The organism is Leifsonia sp. McL0618 (assembly GCF_049994905.1).
Classification (GTDB): domain Bacteria; phylum Actinomycetota; class Actinomycetes; order Actinomycetales; family Microbacteriaceae; genus Diaminobutyricibacter.
Window position 1 is genome coordinate 3,044,403 of sequence record NZ_CP188258.1, and the last position, 19,659, is coordinate 3,064,061.

Annotated in this window: 12 protein-coding genes; 2 read left to right on the forward strand and 10 right to left on the reverse strand. The window is 67.6% G+C overall.

Annotated elements, in window-relative coordinates; genetic code table 11:
* Nucleotides 1-63 precede the first annotated feature (63 nt).
* Entirely contained in the window at nt 64-1,293 is a 1,230-nt protein-coding gene (locus ACPPVQ_RS14695; protein WP_426515838.1) for an IS30 family transposase, read from the forward strand.
* Between the two features lie 46 nt (nt 1,294-1,339).
* Here the strand turns inward: ACPPVQ_RS14695 and ACPPVQ_RS14700 are convergent, their stop codons facing one another.
* The 4 genes from ACPPVQ_RS14700 to ACPPVQ_RS14715 are packed head-to-tail and all read right to left on the reverse strand — an operon-like array spanning nt 1,340 to nt 5,451.
* Nucleotides 1,340-2,149: an ABC transporter permease gene (locus ACPPVQ_RS14700; RefSeq protein ID WP_426515839.1), complete on the reverse strand. Its 810-nt coding sequence runs from the start codon at nt 2,147-2,149 to the stop codon at nt 1,340-1,342.
* A complete protein-coding gene (locus ACPPVQ_RS14705) occupies nt 2,146-3,060 on the reverse strand; it encodes an ABC transporter permease (protein ID WP_426515840.1) in 915 nt (304 codons plus the stop codon). The genes ACPPVQ_RS14700 and ACPPVQ_RS14705 overlap by 4 nt, the downstream gene beginning before the upstream one ends.
* 1 nt (nt 3,061) lies before the next feature.
* Entirely contained in the window at nt 3,062-4,267 is a 1,206-nt protein-coding gene (locus ACPPVQ_RS14710) for an ABC transporter ATP-binding protein (RefSeq protein WP_426515841.1), read from the reverse strand.
* On the reverse strand, nt 4,267-5,451 hold the full coding sequence (locus tag ACPPVQ_RS14715) for an ABC transporter substrate-binding protein (RefSeq protein ID WP_426521288.1): 1,185 nt from the start codon (nt 5,449-5,451) through the stop codon (nt 4,267-4,269). Before ACPPVQ_RS14715 ends, ACPPVQ_RS14710 begins: the two co-directional genes overlap by 1 nt.
* Before the next feature lie 266 nt (nt 5,452-5,717).
* Between ACPPVQ_RS14715 and ald the strand changes: the two genes are divergently transcribed.
* Nucleotides 5,718-6,836: an alanine dehydrogenase gene (ald, locus tag ACPPVQ_RS14720; RefSeq protein ID WP_426515843.1), complete on the forward strand. Its 1,119-nt coding sequence runs from the start codon at nt 5,718-5,720 to the stop codon at nt 6,834-6,836.
* 29 nt (nt 6,837-6,865) lie between these two features.
* Here the strand turns inward: ald and ACPPVQ_RS14725 are convergent, their stop codons facing one another.
* The 6 genes from ACPPVQ_RS14725 to ACPPVQ_RS14750 all read right to left on the reverse strand — a co-directional run bounded on the left by ACPPVQ_RS14725 (nt 6,866) and on the right by ACPPVQ_RS14750 (nt 19,635).
* Nucleotides 6,866-7,255 carry an FHA domain-containing protein gene (locus ACPPVQ_RS14725; protein WP_426521409.1) on the reverse strand — a complete coding sequence of 130 codons (390 nt, stop codon included), beginning with the start codon at nt 7,253-7,255 and terminating at the stop codon, nt 6,866-6,868.
* A 320-nt stretch (nt 7,256-7,575) separates the two neighbouring features.
* Complete coding sequence (locus ACPPVQ_RS14730; protein ID WP_426515844.1) at nt 7,576-9,888, reverse strand: DUF4129 domain-containing transglutaminase family protein; 2,313 nt, start codon at nt 9,886-9,888, stop codon at nt 7,576-7,578.
* 1 nt (nt 9,889) lies between these two features.
* Nucleotides 9,890-11,233: a DUF58 domain-containing protein gene (locus tag ACPPVQ_RS14735; protein WP_426515846.1), complete on the reverse strand. Its 1,344-nt coding sequence runs from the start codon at nt 11,231-11,233 to the stop codon at nt 9,890-9,892.
* The gene (locus tag ACPPVQ_RS14740) at nt 11,230-12,201 is read right to left on the reverse strand and encodes an AAA family ATPase (protein WP_426521290.1); all 972 of its coding nucleotides are present in this window, start codon (nt 12,199-12,201) and stop codon (nt 11,230-11,232) included. Before ACPPVQ_RS14740 ends, ACPPVQ_RS14735 begins: the two co-directional genes overlap by 4 nt.
* A gap of 82 nt (nt 12,202-12,283) precedes the next feature.
* Nucleotides 12,284-18,232, reverse strand: coding sequence for an Ig-like domain-containing protein (locus tag ACPPVQ_RS14745; protein ID WP_426515847.1), 5,949 nt, complete (start codon nt 18,230-18,232; stop codon nt 12,284-12,286).
* Nucleotides 18,205-19,635 (reverse strand): serine/threonine-protein kinase, encoded by a 1,431-nt coding sequence (locus ACPPVQ_RS14750; RefSeq protein ID WP_426515849.1) that lies wholly within the window; start codon nt 19,633-19,635, stop codon nt 18,205-18,207. Before ACPPVQ_RS14750 ends, ACPPVQ_RS14745 begins: the two co-directional genes overlap by 28 nt.
* Between the last annotated feature and the right edge of the window lie 24 nt (nt 19,636-19,659).

Consider the following 19,659-nt stretch of genomic DNA (forward strand, 5'->3'; position numbering starts at 1 on the left):
TCACCCTAAAACTCAGGTGGTTTCTAGTTCCTAGCGCAACACCTCAATCGTGTGGGGTGTGTTGTGACGACGAAGTTTGCGTGGGAGACACGGGCGTTGGCTTATCGGGGGTTGCTGAGGGGCGAGTCGGCTTTGTCGGTCGGGTCGCGGCTGGGTGTCGCAGGAACGACGGTGAATAGTTGGGCCAGATTGGCTGGCATGGAGATCGTGGATGGCCGCAATGGCGGCATCGCAGTCGTCGACGTGGGTCGGCAGGTGGCGGGTTCCTCAGCCCGGTCGTATCGGCGGTTGACGCTCGCGGATCGGTCGTTCATTCAGGCAGCCCTGTCATTGCCTGAGCCGTTGGGGGTGCGGGCGATCGCGCGTGAGCTCGGGGTTCACCCGTCGACGGTGTCGCGGGAGATCCAGGCGCATCAGGTGCGGCATTGGGAGGCCCAGCATTACGACGCGGAGGTCGCTCACTATCGTGCGCTCCGGCGACGGCCTCGGACTCGGCCGGGGAAGCTTGCCGATCCGGTGTTGCGGTCCGAGGTCGTGTCACGCTTGAACCTGAAGTTCTCGCCGCAGCAGGTCGCCGGCGAGTTGAGGGTGGTGTTCCCAGACCGGGCGGAGATGCAGGTGTCCCACGAAACGATCTACCAGGCCTTGTATGTCCAGGGCCGCGGGGCGTTGCGGCACGAGTTGACGGTCGTCAAAGCGCTCCGGACGGGCAGAACCGGCCGGGTTCCGCAGTCGAAGCTGCCCGCCCGCACCAACCGGCCCTGGTTGGACGGGGCGCGTCTGACGGATCGTCCCGCGGAGGTGAATGACCGGGCCGTTCCCGGGCATTGGGAAGGCGATCTTGTTGTCGGCCCGGGCAACTCCGGCATCGTCACTCTCGTTGAACGGCAAACCCGGTATGTGTTGCTGGGGCGGCTGCCCGGGATGCGCGACAGTTGCACGGTCACCGATGTCCTGGCCGGCATGATCGAAGGGCTCCCGGCGGAGCTGACGAAAACGATCACCTGGGACCAGGGCAGCGAGATGGCCGGCCATCGAGCGTTCACGGTCAAGACCGGTTGCCCGGTGTTCTTCTGTGATCCGCACTCGCCCTGGCAGCGTGGCAGCAATGAGAACACCAACGGCCTGATCCGCGATTTCTACCCCAAGGGCACGAACTTCAACGACGTGACCGATGACGACCTCGCCGAAACCCAACGCCTCCTCAACATCCGTCCCCGCAAAACCCTCGACTACCGCAGCCCACATGCCATGCTGAACCAACTAATCAACGGTGTTGCGCTGACAACCTGAAGCCACCTCAGTAATAGGGTGACTTTTCCTGTGCTCGTTCGGTGTGCTAGCGGACGCGCGCGAGTCGCCTCGCGCGTGCGGCACCGGTGATCTGGGTGATCAGCACGACGAGGATCGTCAGGATGAACACCGCGGATGCGATCACGTTCGCCTGCGCGGGAATGCCGCGCGACGCCGCGATGTAGATGTACATCGGGAACGTCGTCACAGCACCGGCGTTGAAGTTCGTGATGATGAAGTCGTCGAAGCTGAGGGAGAAGGACAGCAGGGCGGCGGCCGCGATCCCCGGCAGGAGCAGCGGGAACGTGATACGCCAGAACACAGCGTTCGGCGAACCGTAGAGGTCACGGCCGGCCTCCTCGAGTGCCGGGTCAAGGCTCGCCACACGCGCCTTCACCGTCACGACGACGAAGCTGATGCAGAACATCACGTGGGCGATGATGATCGTGCCGAAGCCCTTGTTCACGGCGAGGCTGAGGAACTGCGCCGCGAGGCCGGCACCCAGCACGACCTCGGGGCTCGCCATCGGCAGGAACAGCAGAAGGCTCGTCTGCGAGCGGAACCGGAAGCGGTAACGCATGAGGGCGATCGCGATCATGGTGCCGAGTGCTGTAGCGATCACGGTCGAGACGACCCCGATGACGATGCTCGCCGTGAAGGCGTCGCAGATCCCCGGCGCATCGCAGACATTGGTCCAGTTTCGGAGGGTGAAGCCACGCCAGGCGATGTTGTTCTTGAGTGCGTCGTTGAACGAGAAGATGAACGTGTAGACGATCGGGATGAGCAGGAACGCGAGCGCGAGGAACGCATAGGTGGCCAGTCCGAACCCCCGGAAACGGAAACGGGTGCGTCTCACAGCAGGTCCTCCGTTCCGCTGCGCTTTACATAGAATCCGACGATCACGAGGATGACCGCCATGAGGATGACCGACATGGCCGCAGCCGCCGGATAGTTCTGCAGCACCAGGAAGTTGCTCTCGATGACGTTGCCCATCATGGAGGTGTCCGCGCTGCCCAGGAAGTCCTGCGACGCGTTGATGTAGTCGCCGGCCGCCGGGATGAACGTGAGCAGGGTGCCGGACACGATGCCGGGCATCGACAGCGGGATGGTGATCTTGCGGAAGGTCGTGAACGCCCCGGCATACAGGTCGGAGCCCGCTTCGAGCAGCCGGGTGTCCAGCCGTTCGAGCGTCGAATACAGCGGCAGGGTCATGAACGGGATGAAGTTGTAGGTCAGGCCGAAGATCACCGAGAACGGCGTGCCCGTGAGGTGCGCGTCCGGCGGAAGGATCGAGAGCGCCTTGAGCGAGCTCGTGAACCAGGAGTCGTCGGAGAGCAGCTGCTTCCAGGCGAGCGTCCGCAGCAGGAAGCTGATGAAGAATGGGGCGATGACGAGGGTCATCAGCAGGTTCTGCACCAGCGGGAAGCGTCGTACTTTGACGCCGATGAAATAGGCGAGCGGGTAGCTGATAAGCAGGGCGGCCACGGTCGCGATGAGCGCGTAGCCGAACGAGCGGATGATCTGCGGCCAGTACTCGGCGACCGCATCCGTGTAGTTCTGCCACTGGAACGCCGCCTGGTACTGCCCGATATCGCCGCCTTCGACCGGCGCCTGGAAGGACGTGATGATCAGCGAGACGAGGGGCGTGAGGAAGAACAGGACGAGGTAGAGCACACCGGGCAGCAGCAGGACCAGCGCGATGCCGCTCTTGCGGCGCTGGGCGGGTTCCTGCGCCGGGGCGGCTGTCGTGAACGCGGCGAGCGCCATCTCAGGCCTCCTCGAGCTCGGACAGCAGCCGCTCCCTGGTCTGTGCCGCGATCATCGCCGTGTCCGCATCCCCGGCCGAGTCCGCGTCGGCAACGTCGGCCGGGTCGTCGGCGAGCACGAACGTGTGGTCGGCATCCCAGCTCACCCAGGCCTGGCTGCCGAGGGCCGCGACGGGGCCTGCGGCCATGTTCTGCGCGAAGACGACCACGGTGCCGACGCCGGGCACGTCCACCAGGTACTGGGTGCTGACGCCGCTGAAGGAGACGTCGATGACGCGGCCGGGACCGAGCTGGTTGCGACCGCCCGGGACCGCTGCCTCGCTGGTGTGCAGTGACAGCTTCTCGGGCCGTACGCCGGCGGTGACCCGACCGTGGTGTCGCTGCGCCCTGCTCTTCGGGACGACCAGTCGGTGACCGCCGATGTCGAGGGAGATCGTCGTTCCGCCGTCGTCGCGCACAGGGCCGGAGAACAGGTTCGACTGGCCGAGGAAATTGGCGACGAAGACCGTCGCCGGCAGCTCGTACAGCACTTCGGGCGAGCCCATCTGCTCGATGGTGCCCTTGTTCATGACGGCGACCGTGTCGGCCATCGTCATCGCCTCTTCCTGGTCGTGCGTCACGTGCACGAACGTGAGGCCGACCTCGGTCTGGATCGACTTGAGCTCGAGCTGCATCTGCCTGCGGAGCTTGAGGTCGAGGGCGCCGAGCGGCTCGTCGAGCAGCAGGAGCGCCGGACGGTTCACGACGGCGCGGGCGAGGGCGACACGCTGCTGCTGGCCACCGGAGAGCTGGGCGGGGCGCCGGGCCGCGAGATGGTCGAGCTCGACCAGTCTCAGCGCGTCGTGCGCCCGCGCGACCGGGTCTGCGATCCTGCGCCTGCGAAGCCCGAAGGCCACGTTCTCCAGGATCGTCATGTGGGGGAAGAGCGCATAGCTCTGGAACACCGTGTTGACGGGCCGCTGGAACGGCTTGGTCGACGTGACGTCTTTGCCGCCGATCAGGATGCTGCCCGCTGTCGGCTCCTCCAGCCCCGCCACGAGGCGGAGCGTGGTCGTCTTTCCGCACCCCGAGGGGCCGAGCAGGGCGAAGAACGAGCCGGCCGGGATCGTGAGATCGAGGTTCTCGATGGCCGTGAACCCGGGAAAACGCTTGGTGATCCCGACCAGCTGCAGGTCGGCGCCGGATTCGGCGAAAACTCCCTTGGCCATCAGGCGCCCAGGATCACCTTCTGGAATGCCGCCTGGTACTTCTGTTCCTCTGCAGGGGTGAGCGAGCGGAAGATCTTGGCGTTCGACAGGGTCGCGGAGTCGGGGAAGATCAGCTGGTTGTCCGCGAGGGCCGGGTCGATCTTGATCGCCTCCTCCTTCGCGCCGACGACGGGCGTGATGTAGTTCACCCAGGCCGCGACTTCGGCGGCGACGGCCGGCTCGTAGTAGTAGTTGATGAGCTCTTCAGCGTTCGACTTGCGCGGCGAACCGATCGGGATCACGAAGTTGTCGCTCCACAGCGTTCCGCCGGCCTCGGGGAGCGCGAACTCCCAGTTGTCGCCGGCCTCCGCGTTGAGCTGGGTGATGTCACCCGACCAGCAGATCGCAGCGAGGGTGTCACCGCTCTTCAGGTCGTTCAGGTATGAATTGCCCTTGATGTTGCGGACCTGGCCGTCGCTCACCTCCTTGGTGAGCTTGTCGATGGCTTTCATGTACTGGTCGTCGGTGAAGCTCTTCGAGATGTCGACGCCCTGCTGGAGCATGATCAGGCCCATGGTGTCGCGCATCTCGCTCAGCACGCCGACCTTGCCCTTGAGGCTCGAATCCCAGAGATCGTCCACCGACTTCAGGCCGTTCGGAACCTTCTTCTTGTTCCAGCAGATGCCGGCGAACCCGCTCTGCCACGGCAGGGACTTGGTGCGCCCCGGGTCGAAATCCGCATTCGCGAGTGCGGGCACGAGGTTCTTCTTGTTCGGAATCTTCGCCTCGTCGAAACTCTGGACATAACCGAACCGGATGAGCCGGGCGATCATCCAGTCGGTGAGGCACACCGTGTCGGCGCCGATGTCTTTGCCGAGGGCAAGCTGGTCCTTGACCTTGGCATAGTACGTGTTGTTGTCGTCGACGGCGACGTCGTATTTGACCGAGAGACCGGTCTTCTTCTGGAACGCTTCCAGCGTCGGATACTTGCCGCCGGAATCCTGGTCGAGATAGGCCTGCCAGTTGGCCCAGGTCAGCGTCTTGTCGGTCGACGACTGGTCTTTGGCCGCTGTTGGCTTGGCCGACGCGCCGCCGGTCGAGCAGGCGGCGAGCACGAGCGCCGCCGCTCCGGCTCCGGCACCGGCGAGAATTCCGCGGCGGGTGACCTGCGACTGGCGTGCGGTCTGGATGAGTCTTTGGATCATCGGGTCCTGGGGCTGGGGCCTCGAGCTCACGTTGGTGCTCCTTTGATATACGACACTAGGGTTACGTATTCTTCCGCGACGCTGCGGTGGATCGATACTGTCACAGGCACACACCGATGCGCAGCACCCAATGGGGAAATCGGCCATTTGGAAACATAAACTTTACGAAATCAGCATCGAAGTGGTCATATGCCGGTCGAAATCGTCGGTCCGACGGTTTACGCTGGTTGCAGCCGCACGGTCATCGAAGATGTGTTAGGAGCACCATGAAGGTCGCGATCCCCCGCGAAATCAAGAACAACGAATTCCGGGTGGCGATCACCCCGGCAGGGGTCCACGACCTCGTCGGAAACGGCCACGAGGTGTATGTGGAGACGGGTGCAGGCACCGGCTCGTCGATCCCCGACGAGGCATACGTGTCGGCCGGTGCCACGATCCTCCCCGACGCGGAGAGCACCTGGGAGATCGCAGAACTCCTCCTCAAGGTGAAGGAGCCGGTCGAATCCGAGTACCGGTACTTCCGTTCCGACCTCGTTCTCTTCACCTACCTGCACCTGGCCGCCGAAGAAGCGCTCACGCGCGCGCTCCTCGACTCCGGCGTGACAGCGATCGCATACGAGACGGTGCAGCTGCCGAACCGCGCGCTCCCCCTCCTCGCCCCCATGAGCGAAGTGGCCGGGCGACTCGCCCCCATCGTCGGCGCGAACACGATGATGAAGCCCAACGGCGGCCCCGGTCTGCTGGTGCCCGGTGTGCCGGGAACCCATCCTGCCGTCGTCACCGTGCTCGGCGGCGGAGTCGCCGGCACGAATGCGACGAGCGTCGCCGTCGGCCTCGGCGCCGAGGTCACGGTGCTCGACACCAACATCGCCCGGCTTCGCGAACTCGACGCCCTGTACGCAGGACGCATCAAGACGATCGCCTCGAACAGCTTCGAGATCGACAAGGCCGTAGTTGCCTCCGACCTGGTCATCGGCTCCGTGCTCGTGCCGGGGGCGAAGGCACCGAAACTGGTCAGCAACGAACTCGTGTCGCGAATGAAGCCCGGCAGCGTGCTCGTCGACATCGCCGTCGACCAGGGCGGATGCTTCGCCGACTCCCACCCGACCACCCACACCGACCCGACGTTCACCGTTCACCAGTCACTGTTCTACTGCGTCGCCAACATGCCGGGCGCCGTGCCGCACACGTCGACCTACGCGCTGACCAATGCGACGCTGCCGTATGCCCGCGCACTGGCGAACCGTGGCTGGCGCGAAGCCCTGTCGGCGGACCCATCCCTCGCGCTCGGCCTCAACACGCACGCCGGCATCGTCACCAATGATGCAGTCGCTGCGGCACTCGGGCTCACTGCAGGAACCGTGGGCTCTGCCGTCGCAGGCTGAATACGGCCGGAGGACCCCGTGAACGGCGATCAGTTCACGTCGAAGTACTGGTCGCCGATCTCCACCCGTGAGCCCCGGGCGACGCGATATCGTCGCCCTGGCTCGAACTGGCGGACGACGCCGCCGGGCGGCCGCACGATGGTGCCGTTGCCGGAGTAGCGGTCGAGGAGCCACATCTCGTCGCCCTCGAGGCCGAACTCGAGATGCGTCTTCGACACGGAGCGGCCGGGATCATCGAGAGCCACGAGCTGGTCGAACGCTTCCCCGGGCTGCGCGATCGGGCGGCGGCCGACGAGCCCGGTCCCGCTCACCCTGACGGTCTCCCCCGTACTGAATGACAGGGTGAAGGCGGCGTGCGGGACCTCGGGGGCGACGGTGCCGCGGGACGCCGGCGCCAGGTCGGGTTCAGGCTCCGACACAGGCTCAGGCTCAGACACAGGCTCAGCCGCGGGCACAGGCTCAGCCGCGGGCACAGGCTCAGCCGCGGGCACAGGCTCAGCCGCGGATACCGACGCCTGCTCGGCGGGTTCCGGTTCGGCCCCTTGCCACGCGGCGGCGTCGTCGGCGCCCGGAAACCGCCCCACCACGGCGGGTTTCGGCAGGGGTTGGACAACGCTCGTGTCAGACGGCCGCGAGTCCGCGACCGCCGGGGGGCGCACCCGGGTCGCCGTCACGGAACTTCCGCACTCCCCGCAGAAGAGCGCGCCGTCCGGCAGCTCGCTGCCGCATACCCTGCAGTTCACCTTCGGGACCTCCGAACGGTTCGCGCGCGACTGACACCGAGCGAGCGCAGCGAGATGAGCGCGACGAAGCGGCGCCAGCGCGACTGGCGTCTGCCGAGGGCATGCCGCAGGTCGTCCACCGCGCGCCAGACCGTGTCCGCCTCTTCCGGGCTCGGTGCGAACGGGCTGAAGACGGCGCGGTCGGCCACCGATGCCAGCGCGGCGGCCCGTGAGCCGCCGATGGTGCGGGCGAACTCGCTGCGCGTCGCGGCCGGCGGCGGATCGTAACCGTGGTCGATTGCAGCGTCGGCGAACTCACGCCAGCCCCCGCTGATGCGGTCGACCGAGGTGAGCGCCGTCCGCCGCAGCGTGCGCCTGCGCCATTTCGCGCCGATGACCGCGAGGAACGGCGCCGAGACCACCGCGATACCGAGCAGCGTCCATCCCACGATCGTGAGGATCGCCAGGATCGTCGCCAGCAGGGGGTCCGGGTTGTTCTGGTCGCTGTTGTCGATCTGCGCCTGCGGCGGTTCGTCACGCTGGCCCTGCGTGTCGTCGACCGGGGGAAGCACGTTGGTCTGCGGGCGGGAGATCTGCGTCGGAGTGTCCGGCTGCTTGGGCGGGATCGGGCGGATGGGCGGGGTCGGGTCGACGGTCACCCAGCCGGCCGAGCGGGTCTGCACTTCGATCCAGGCCGAGATGTCCGCGCCGGTCAGTGTGACCGGAGTCCCGGTGGATGCGCTGGCGGGCGCGACGAAACCGACCACGACACGAGCCGGGAAGCCGAGCTGGCGTGCCATGAGTGCGGCGGTGACCGCGTACTGCTCCTGGTCGCCCACCATGGGGTCGTCTGTGAGGAGCTGGGTGATGCGGTCGGCTCCGTGCCCGGACCTGCTGACCGGCTCGTTCGGCCCGATACCGTGGCTGATGTAGCCGTCGGCGGCCAGACCTTTCAGGGCGGCGGCGAGCTTCGCGCCGGGCGTGCTCTGCGCCGACGAGTACTTCTGCAGAGTCTGGGCCAGCTCGTCCGGAACGACGACCGGCTTCGGCACCGTGGCGCTTCCGGGCTGGGCGGAGACCAGTTGCGCCGGTGTGAGTTGCGGCTTGACCACGGCATCCATCGTGTATGCGTCACCGGCGCGCAGGCCGCGGGTCACGGCTCCTGTGCCCGACGTGTCGTTGTAGAAGAACGAGCCTGCGAGCGCCTCGGTGTCGCCGCCTATGAAGGTGATCTGCTGCAGCTGGCCGCTGCCGGGCACCCAGACGCCCGAGTATCCACGCACGGTGACGGAGATCACGTCTTTCGTGCCGTCCACCCCCGACTGCTCGAGGTGGTACGGCACGCGTGTGAACGAGCCGGACGCGCTCGAGACCCGGTCGGTGCCGACGGAGTAGACGATGCCGTCGTACGTGTCGAGGGTGGCGATACGGATGCGGTGGTCGGCGGGCAGGCCGCTCACGGTCAGCATGGGCTGATCGGATTCGGCGGGCTGGAGGTAGTTGCGGAACCCGCTCAGCGGGCTCGCGTATGCGCGAGGGTCGAAGGGTTGCTCGATCGCGGTCCTCACGACCTGCCGTTCACTCCTTGCGGGCAGCACGACGGCCGCTGCGGTACCCGCTGTCCCGGCGACGACGAGGATGACCGCGGCGCCGACGACCGTCCGCACGCCGGCGAAGCGACGCTCCCGCGGCGTCTCGACGAGCACACCGGTGTGCTCGGCGAGCATGCCGATCGAGACAGACCGCCGCTGCCAGCGGAACCAGACCTGCCAGACGAGCAGGAGTGCCATCAGCCCGAGCGTGAGGGCGATCGGGAGTGAAGACGAGCCGGGGCCGAGAATGATGCCGGCCGCGAGCAGCAGAACCGGCGGGATCGCCGCGAGCTCGCCGTGCTTCGCCCGCAGTGCGACCGACAGTCCGATGACGATCGAGAGCAGGGTGAGGATGAACGGGGGCACCAGCAGCGCCTGGTACGACCCGACGGGGAGGGAGATCGTCACCAGCTGTTTCCAGCTCTCCCAGGTCGCCGTCACGAGGGTGGTGAGACCCTGGCCGGTCGGGATGACGCCGCCGGTCGCCTCACTGGGCACGGCGAGCGGCACCCCGAGCACGAGATAGGCGGCGACGACCGCTCCCGTGACGGCGATGCTCGGCCAGTGGAAGAATGCCCCGCACAAAGCGATGGCCGCACCGACGGCAAGGGTGACGGAGAGCATCGTGAAGAACGCGACATCCTGGTAGACCGGCCAGAACGACGCCGCGGCCAGGCCTGTCGTCAGGATGGCGAGCAGGGTGTTGATCACCACGAAACCGGCGCGTGTCCTGTTCATGTCAGGCCGCCATCCTCTTCGCCAGGCTCTTCTGGAGGTCTTCGAGGAACCCGATCGTGAGCACGCTCAGTTCGGCCACCCGGCGCAGTCGCGGTGTGGCACCGATGTCGCAGACCACGGCCACGACATCGACCCCCGCCGGGAAGTGGGCAGAGGCCGAGCGCAGTTGCGCGGGGGTCACAGCGGAGCCGCAGACCAGGAAGGCGATCGAGGTGCCGGCGGCCCCTTCTGCCGCGATGCGCGCGAGCTCGGTCACCCGCAACGCCGAATTCGCGGTCTCGACGGCGGAGAGGTCGTCGAGGAGCCTGCCTCGGTTGATGGTGCTGATGCGGCGCACCGCGTGCACCGTGCGTTTCGCGAACTCCGGCGTCTCCTCGCTCGCCACCACCGAGAGCGTGCGCGAATCGTGGATTGCGCGCACGCCGAGGGAAGCGGTCGCGCTGACGGCGAGCTCGAATTCCTCCGCGGTGGCGTAGTCGAAATTCGAGAGGCTGAGCGCGACCAGCAGGTGGCTGCGCCGCGTCTCCTCGTACTGCCGCACCATGTAGCTGCCGGTCTTCGCCGTGCTCTTCCAGTGGATGTTGCGCCGCTCATCCCCGGGCACGTATTCGCGAAGCGCGTGGAAGGCGACGTCGCTCGCGGTGAGGTCACGGGTCGGCGCGCCCTCGAGGTCGCGCACGAACCCGGTGCTCATGCTCGGGATGGCGATCGTGCGCGGATGCACGAAGAGGTCGAGCGATTCCGCCCAGACGACTTCACGCCGCAACAGGCCGACCGGGTCGGCGCGCACCGTACGTACCGGACCGATCGGGATGATCCCGCGGCGCGAGGTCGGCACGAGGAAGACATCGCTGTGGCTGTCACCGCGGGGCAGGGAGGGGGCTGCGAACTCGGCCAGGCCGCTGCCGACGGGCACCTCGACGCGCACGCCCGGAAGCCGCCTGCGGGTGGGGTTGGCGACGATCACTTCGCCCGGCGCCTTGTCGCCGACCACGACCCGGTTGCCGGGGAGACCGAGCCTGACGTCGTACGCGTTGCGGCCGGCGAGGTACAGCGTCGCGATGGCGATCATCACAAGGGCGGTCCAGCCGACGACCACCGCCTCGACCCAGCCGAGCCCGTACCCGGCTGCAAGCGAGACGACGCCGACGACGATGATCGACCAGCCGAGCGCGGTGATGACGCCGGTCAGCCACGCCCAGACGCGCGCGATCGCCGCACCCGTCGCGCGGGTGAACCGCACGAGGGAGACGATGGCGTCGGCGAGCACACCGTCACGCGTCCCGACGATCCGGGCGCGGGCGTTGGTGAGCTCCGTCTGGGGCAGTTTCGCGGTGTTCGTCACACGGCGGGCCGATCGATCGGTGGTGCCGTCTCGATGAGGATCTGTGCGACGACGCTCGAGGAGGTCACACCTTCGAACTCCGCCTCGGGGTCGAGCACGAGGCGGTGAGCGAGCACGGGTTCGGCAAGGGCTTTCACGTCGTCGGGGGTCACGTAGTACCGGCCGCTCGCTGCGGCGAGGGTCTTGGACGCCCGCACGAGGGCCAGCGCGCCGCGCACGCTGACGCCGAGGCGCACCTCTGTCGCCGTCCTGGTCGAATCCACCAGGCGCGAGACATAGTCGTTGATTGAGGCGTCGACGTGCACCGCACGCGCGAGCGCCGCCATCTCGACGACCGTCGCCGCCGGCACGACCTCAGGAACGATGATGTCGTGCGCCTTGCGCTCCGACCCCTCGAGGATGCGGATCGTCGCCTCGTGGTCCGGGTAGCCGATCGACGCCTTCATGATGAACCGGTCGAGCTGCGCCTCGGGCAGCCGGTAGGTGCCCGCCTGCTCGATCGGGTTCTGCGTGGCGATGACCATGAACGGGCCGGCGACGGGGTGCGTCACGCCGTCGACGGTCACCTGGCCTTCCTCCATGACCTCCAGGAGTGCCGACTGGGTCTTCGGGCTCGCCCGGTTGATCTCGTCGGCGAGAACGATGTTCGCGAACACCGGGCCGCGGTGGAACTCGAAGTTGCCGGTGCGCTGGTCGTAGATGTTGACGCCGGTGATGTCGCCAGGCAGCAGGTCCGGTGTGAACTGCACGCGGTTGCTCGTTCCGCGCACACTCTGGGCGATGGCCCGCGCGAGGGAGGTCTTGCCCGTGCCGGGGTAGTCCTCGAGCAGCAGGTGCCCCTCGCTGAAGAGAGCTGTGAGCGCGAGCCGGATGATGTGGGCCTTGCCGAGCAGCACCTGGTCGACATTCGACACGATGCGCTCGAACACGCCGGAGAACCAGGTGGCCTGTTCCGGCGTCATCGTCATGGTCTGGTCTCTTTCGATCGTGCTCGTCTGCGGGGCACTGCTCATCGGCGGCGTTCCATTCATCAGTATGGCGGTCGAGGGACTATCCAAGGTCGGCACTCCTCCAGCTGTGTTCGTAGGCGAAGCCGTCGGCCCCGACGTACACCGTGATCGTCGGGTTGGTCTCGGTCGGCGTGACCGTGCACGTCGGCGTCTGGCCGACGGCGGGCATGTCGGTGCGGGTGACGCCCCCATCGCAGCTGAACCGCACGTACTCATAGGCGCCGGTCGGCCATCCGGTCCAGCTGAAGGTGCGGCTGGTCGGGTCGTAGCGGGCGCCTGTGAGCTGCGTGCTCACGGGCGTGCCAAGCGCCTTCTGGAAGGTGCCGCTGCAGATCGGGTTCGAACCGGGGTAGAGGTCACAGACCGTCACCTGCAGCGTCAGCGCGACCCCGTAGTGGCGCGTTCCCGCCGGTGCGAGCACGCCCCCGCCGAGGCCGAGCTCCCCGGATTCGGAGACGCCTGTGCCAGTGAGCCTGTAGTCCACGACGGTGCCGTTCGTGCCGCCGCCCTGGCGGTACGTGACACCCGTCATCGAGAAGTCGAACAGGCCGGTGCCGTCGTCAGACGGCGGTGCCGTGGTCTGCACGTCGGTGGGAGTGCCGGGTGCGAGCCTCGGGACGGCCTGGACCACCGGCCCGGCCGTACAGCCCTGGCCGTTGTATGCGTACACGATGAACGAGTAGACGTGGTTCGGCGAGAGTCCACGGAAGGTCGTAGAGGTCGAGCCGTCCGTGATCGGCTGGAATTGTGGCCCGGTGGGATCGTGGCTCAGCTGGGGGTTTCCGGTCTCGACACCGCTCACGGAGCACGAAGGCGCATTGTTCCCCTCGAAGACGCCCGCGAAGTAGATCGTGATCGGACGACCGTTGTCGACGAAGCCGCCGCCCCAGGAGAGGGTCGCGGTGCGGCCGTCGGTCTGGTCCGGGGTCGCTGACGGGGCCGCACCGGTCGCGATCGGCGCGCCGGCCGGGATGTCGCTGCCGGCCGACTGGTTCCACGTGGTGCGACCCCCATAGAAGTCGTTGCGCGACGCGACGCTGAACGGCACGCTCGCGCCGTTCGCGATCGACCCGTCGGTCAGGTTGAGGGCGTATGCCGTTCCCACCGGATCCTTGCCCGAGACGCTGAGCGACGCAGTGGTGCTACCGAGCGTCAGAAGGTACGACGTGATCGGGCTGGCGCCCGGGGCGTCGGCCGGCTTGGTCCAGGTGAAGCGCAGCCCGTGGTCGAGCGGAGCCGTCGAGACATTCGCCGGCGCCGTCGGCACGAGGTCGGACCAGACGGCATCCGTGTACGGCACCGGGTCGGAGAGCCCGAGGGCGTTGCGTGCCGCGACGGTGATGTGCACAGCGTTGTCCGGACCGTTGCCGGGGGTCGGCACCGTGCAGGTCGTGCTCACGCAGGTCGTCGTTCCGAACACCTGGCCGGTGTCGGCGCGGATGACGGTGAGGTCGTAGCCGAGTATCGGCGAGTTGTTGAACGCCCCCGGAATCCACGACAGCGTGAGTGCACGGTCGGCGAAGGTGGTCACCTGCACGTTCGAGACCGGACCCGGCCGGTCCTGCACCGAGATCGTGACCGTGCCCCAGGCGTAGCGATCCGGGTCACCCGTTGCGTCGGCCACCTCGTATTGCAGGGTCGTGTCGGCCGGCAGTGCGGTCTGGGCGACGGTCACCGTGAGGGTGCTCTTGTCCGGGCTCGGGGCGATCGAGACGCCGGCCGGGATGTTCGCGCTGCTCAGCCCGCGCACCGCGATCACCTTGAGCGGCTTGTCCGGGAACGGGTTGGTCGCGTTGTCGTTCGCGAGCACGTCGACGGTGGTCGTCTGACCGCGCGGGGCGATCACCCTGTCGGCCGCCGGGCTGGCGAGCGGCCGGGTGGATGGCACGACGCTGAGGTCGATGCGTCCGGCCTGGCCCGCATGGATCGCATCCTTGACGCCGATGGAGATCGAGGGATGCGCTCCCTTCGGCGTATTCGAATCGACCGTGATCGTCAGCTTCTGCCCACTGAGGCTGAGGCTCACCCCGGCCGGCTTCGGATCCTGGATCGTGTAGACGAGCTCGTTCTGGTCTTTCGCATACGGGTAGCTGGTGAGCTTGGTCAGGTTGATCGTCTTGGACTGGCCGGGCTCGAAGTCGATGAGAGCGCCGGTGAAGACCGGCGGCTGGTTCTGGCGCGGCGTGACGGTGATCGGCAGAACAATCGTGGCGACGTTCGCGTTGGGGTCTGTGTCGGACGAGCCGTCGGTCACCTGGAACGAGATCGACGCCGTACCGAAGTAGCGGGGCTCGCTGGTGAACTGGAGGGTGTCGTTGCTGACCACCAGGTCGTCGCCATTCGAATGCGTCGCGCGGACCGTCGCCGCATCCGTCAGCCGTACCTTGCGGCCGCCGACGGCGACGATGTAGTCGTTCAGGTGGATCGTCAGCTGCTTCTCGCTCGGCACGCTCAGTTTCGGCGCACCGCGCTTGAGCTGCGGCAGCGCATCGTCGTAGCCGGGCACCCGCACGAAGGCATACGAGGCGATGGATTCGTCGTCGGGGTTGGCGACCTTGAACGGGATGATCTGGCTCTTGGCCGTGATGGTGATGCGGATGCGCTTGCTGCTCGTCACCACCGCGTTGTTGCCGTAGCCCGGCACGACCGAGAGTTTGAGGCTGCTCACCGGTCCGTCGGCGAAGAAGATGTTGGCGAGCACGTTCACCGACACCGTGCGCTTGCCGAGGATGTCGGAGAGTCCGAGCACAGTGTCGCTGGCGACCGGCCTGGCGAGGGGAGCGTCCTTGCTGACGGACACCTTGATGAAGTTCTCGCTCGTGCCGCCGCGCTCGTTCTGGATCGTGTAGATGAAGCTTGTGACGCCCTCGGTCTTCGGTGCCTTCACGGTCACGATGCTTCCGACGATCTTCGCGGTCGCCTTGCCGTCGAGCGACATCACCTTGGTGATCGACAGCGGGCTTCCGTCAGGGTCGGAGTCGTTCGCCAGGACCTGGATCGCGAGGGTCTTCCCGGGGCGAACGGTCACGTCGTCTTCGACGGCGACCGGGTTGCGCGCGCCGTCGATCCGCGGAGCGATCCCCACCCGGATGACGCCGGTCGCCCGGGCGCCCAGGGCGTCGACGACGGCATAGGTGAAGGTGTCGGTGCCCGCCGAGTACTCGCCGGCCTGGTAGTCCATCCAGTCGGTCCCCGAGGCGATGACAGCACCCTTCTGCGGGTTCGTCTCCTGTCCGATGAGCTGGACGGAGTCGCCGTCGGGGTCGATCCCGGAAAGGGGGATCACGATGCGCACCGTGTCGCCCGAAAGGACGCGTGCGGTGACGGTCTTCGGCACCGGCGGGTTGTTGGTCGCCGCGTCACGCTCCCGCACCGAGATGGTGACTTCGGCCGTCGCCCATTGCCCGTCCTCGCCGTTCACCCGGTAGACCGCGGTGAAGTTCCCGGGTTTCGACGGCGCCAGGTAGCGCAGGACGTCGCCCGAGGCGAACAGCAGGCCGGCGCCGGCCGGCAGCGGGGAGGCGAGTGTCGGGTCGAGGGTGAGCTTGTCGCCGTCGGGCTGCACATCGTTGGCAAGCACGGGGATGTCGGCGATGTCCCCGACACGCACCGAGACGGTGTCCGGGTTCGCGATCGGCGGCTGGTGGATCGTGAGCGGCGGGAGCTGGACGACGGTCACTGTTCCCTCGGTCTCGGCGAGACCGTTGCTGATCCGGTAGTGGAAGTCGATCGGCGCGTCGAGAGGGCGGTCGAGTGTCACACGCAGGATGCGCTGCCCGAGGATCTCGACGCGCACCCCGGTGCTGATGGGCGGCGGCGTCGCAGCCGTGATCAGGAGCACCCCGCCCGACGGGTCGATGTCGGTGGCCAGCACGTCGACCGTCTGGGTCGTCTGCTCACGGATGAACGCGGTGTGCGGCACCGCGATGGGCTGCGTCCTGGCGCCCGGCGGCGCCTTGACGTCGATCCGGATCGAACCGGTGGCGGTGAGCACGCCATCCGTCACGGCGTATTCGAGGTTGTGCGTTCCGACCTGGTCGCTGGAGAACCGGAACGTCCCGCCCTGGAAGTCGGGGGTGATCGTGGCGTCTGCTTTGGCGGGAACATTGGCAAGTCGCACCGCTCCCGTTCCTCCACGCACATGCAGGAGCGGGGAGACCGTGATCTCCTGGCCCTGGTAGGCGAGCACCGCGAACGGATCGGCGATGATCGGCACAGAGCCCGGCGGTCGCACCGTCACCGCGAGAGCCCCGGTGCCGTCCGCCCTCGAGTCGGAGACCACGAGCGCCACATCTTTGAGCGTGCCGCCCTGGCCTTTGTCGGAGTATGCGACCGAGCCCTGCGGGGTGAAGGTGACGGAGTCGGGAGCGGGCACCGTGGCCGAGGCGAGGAAGAACGCGTCGCCGTCGGGGTCGTAGCAGTTCCCGAGCACCTGGCTGGTCACGCGGCCGCCCGACTGCACGACCGCCTTGGCCGTGCGCGTGCACACCGGCGGCGAGTTCTCGCTGGGCAGGCGCACGATCACCGTGACCGTCGCCGACGCGCTGCCGCCGTGGCCGTCGGAGATCGAGTACTGGAACGAGACACGTCCTGATGCTGTCTCGGGGAGGGTGATCTGCAGCAGCTGGTCGCTGTTGACGAGTTGCACGATCCCCTGCTGGGGCGGGATGCCCGTGAAGGAGTCGATGACGAGCACATCGCCGTTCGGGTCGTAGTCGTTCAGCAGGACAGGAAGCGGCGTCACCCGGCCGGGACGGGCGCCGAAGGTGTCGTTGACGGCGACCGGCGGCTGCTGGGCCTTCGCGTACTGGGGAGGGGTGTCCTGCTTGCTCTGGTCGACCTGCTCCTGGTTGTTCTTCTTCTGGACGAGCTGATCCCAGTTGTCGATGCGGGCGTTGTCTTTCTGCACCGCCCACGCGACTCCGGACTTCACGTCGTTCAGCACGACGCGCGGGCCGTTGGCCCGGAAGACGAGGGATGCGCCGGGCGGCACCTGCGCCAGCGCACGCGTCGATCCCGGCGAGCTGTCCGAGCACGAGGACCACGTCGAGCCGCCCGACCACGCGGCGTAGGTGCAGCCGCCCACCAGGATGGGCGCCGCAGGCACACCGGTACGCCCGCCGACCCGCAGCACAGGCGGCGAGCCGTCGAGCGGGACACGGATGAGACCCGTCGACGTCGCGATCGAGACGCTGTCACCGGACGTGCTCGGCGCCTGGAGCACAGGATCGGTCGACGAGCCGAGGATGCCGCCCAGGTCGACGGTGCGTCCGTGCAGGTAGAGCACGCGGCGATCCGGGTCGAGGAGCGCCCAGTGCCCGCCGACGGTCGTGATGGTGTCGTTGACGCCCTGGGCTGCCTGCGGCACTTTCTCCGTCGTGCTGACCGTCTCGCTGCCCGACGTGTCGATGCGGTGCACGACGCCCGTGTCGGGCAGGAACGCGTAGAGCACCCCGGATGCGTCCATCGTGGTCTTGGCGGCGCCGCCCAGGTCGAGGGTCGGGGCTGCACCCGAATTGAAGTTGGAGAGGTCGCCGACGGTCGTCAGCCAGATCTGGCCGGTCGCCTCCGACGCGATCGCGATGCGGTCGCCGGCCAGGTGCACCGACGGCTGCCGAGGCGGCAGTGGCATGCTCTTGCCGGTCGCGTTCGTCGCAGGGTCGACGACGGCGACGGTGTTGCTCTCGGAGTCGACGAGCAGCACGTTGGTGCCGTCCTGCACGACCTCGACCGTGCTCCCGGTAGCGGGAACGACAGCGTTCAGGGCGTCGATCTCGGTGTTCGCACGCCCGATCGACTTCTTGAGGTCACTGGCGACCCAGACCGCGGCATCGCCGAGGTCCATGCGCTGGGCGCTGTAGCCGCTCGACACGACGGCCATCGTCGTCACCAGCGCGACGATCGCCGTACCGCTTGTCGCTGTCGCGACGAGCGATTTGTGCGCTGCGAGCCACTTCGCGATCATGAGCCGGCGGACCGTTCGACGCATTTCTGCGCGCTGGGCTGGCCGGTGCGTCCGTCCCGGTTGACGGTGACCGTCACGCACACGCGGTCGCCGGGTTTGGCATCCACCCGGAACTCCGTGCCGCGCTGGATGCTGGGCGGAGAGTCCCCGACCGCGACCTGGTACGCATCGTCCGGCTGGAGGCCGGGATCGCTCCAGGTGAAGACGACCGTTCCCTGCGTGAGCTGGCCGGAGAGGTCTCTCACGGTGGGGATGTCAGTACTCGCGCCGCCGACACGGACGAGCACGAGCGTGGCGGTCACCGCGAGGGCGACGACCAGCACGGCGCAGGCAGCGATCGACAGTACGAGCGCGCGCGACCAGCGGGTCTGGGGAGCAGCCTGCGCGGCATCGGTGCTTCCGAGACTTTCGCGCACGATGGTGCTCGTCGGCGTGCGCGACGTCGACGCTCCCCCGCCCGACCGCCGTCGCCGCCCGCCGGCCGCCGGGTCGACCGTCACGACACCTTTGATGCGCGTGCGGTCTTCGGGGTCTGCTGCCGTGGCGAGCGCCCAGTCGTCCATCGCGACTTCGATCGGCGTCTGGGCGAGGCCCAGTTCTGTCTCGACCGCCTGCAGCTCCCGGATCAGTTCGAGAACCGAGTGCTGCCGCGAGTTCGGCTTCTTGGACATCGCGCGCTCGAGCACGGAGACGAGCCGGGGCGGAACGTCGGCCCGGTCGATCGGCTGGGGGCGACCCCGGGTGATGCGCGAGATCAGCTCGGCCGAGGTGTTCTCTTTGCCCGGCACTTCGAAGGGCGAACGACCCGCGAGCAGCGAGTAGATCGTCGCCCCGAGCGCCCAGACCTCGCTGGCGATCGTGCCCGAGGTCTCGTCGAGCAGCACCTCGGGCGCCGACCACGGGATGGAGAGTCCGATCGCCTCGGTGATGTCGGCCTCGCCGAGGGTGGCGGCGATGCCGAAGTCGCTGAGCACCGGATGCCCGTAGACGGTGGTCAGGATGTTCGACGGCTTGATGTCGCGGTGCAGCACGCCCGCCCGGTGGGCTGTCTCGACGGCGCTGGCGATGCGGATGCCGATGCTGAGCACCGTGGGAACCGGGAGCGGCTCGGTGCGGTAGCGCTGGCCGATCGCCGCCGAGCACAGTTCCATCACCAGGTAGGGCCGGCCGTCGGCGGAGACACTCGCCTGGTAGACGGTGAGGATCGACGGATGCGTGCTCAGCTGGGCCATCAGGTTCGCCTCGGCCTGGAACATCTGCCGCACCTGGCTGGTCACGACTTCGGCGAGCATGACTTTGACGGCGACCTGCCGGCGCGGAAGGTTCTGCTCATAGAGGAAGACGTCGGCGAACCCGCCAGAGCCGAGGACGCGGACATACGAGAACCCGGGAAGGTTCGGTGGCTGGGACGGCAGACGCCTGGCCATTTCGCCTCCCGTATGAGCTCGTGC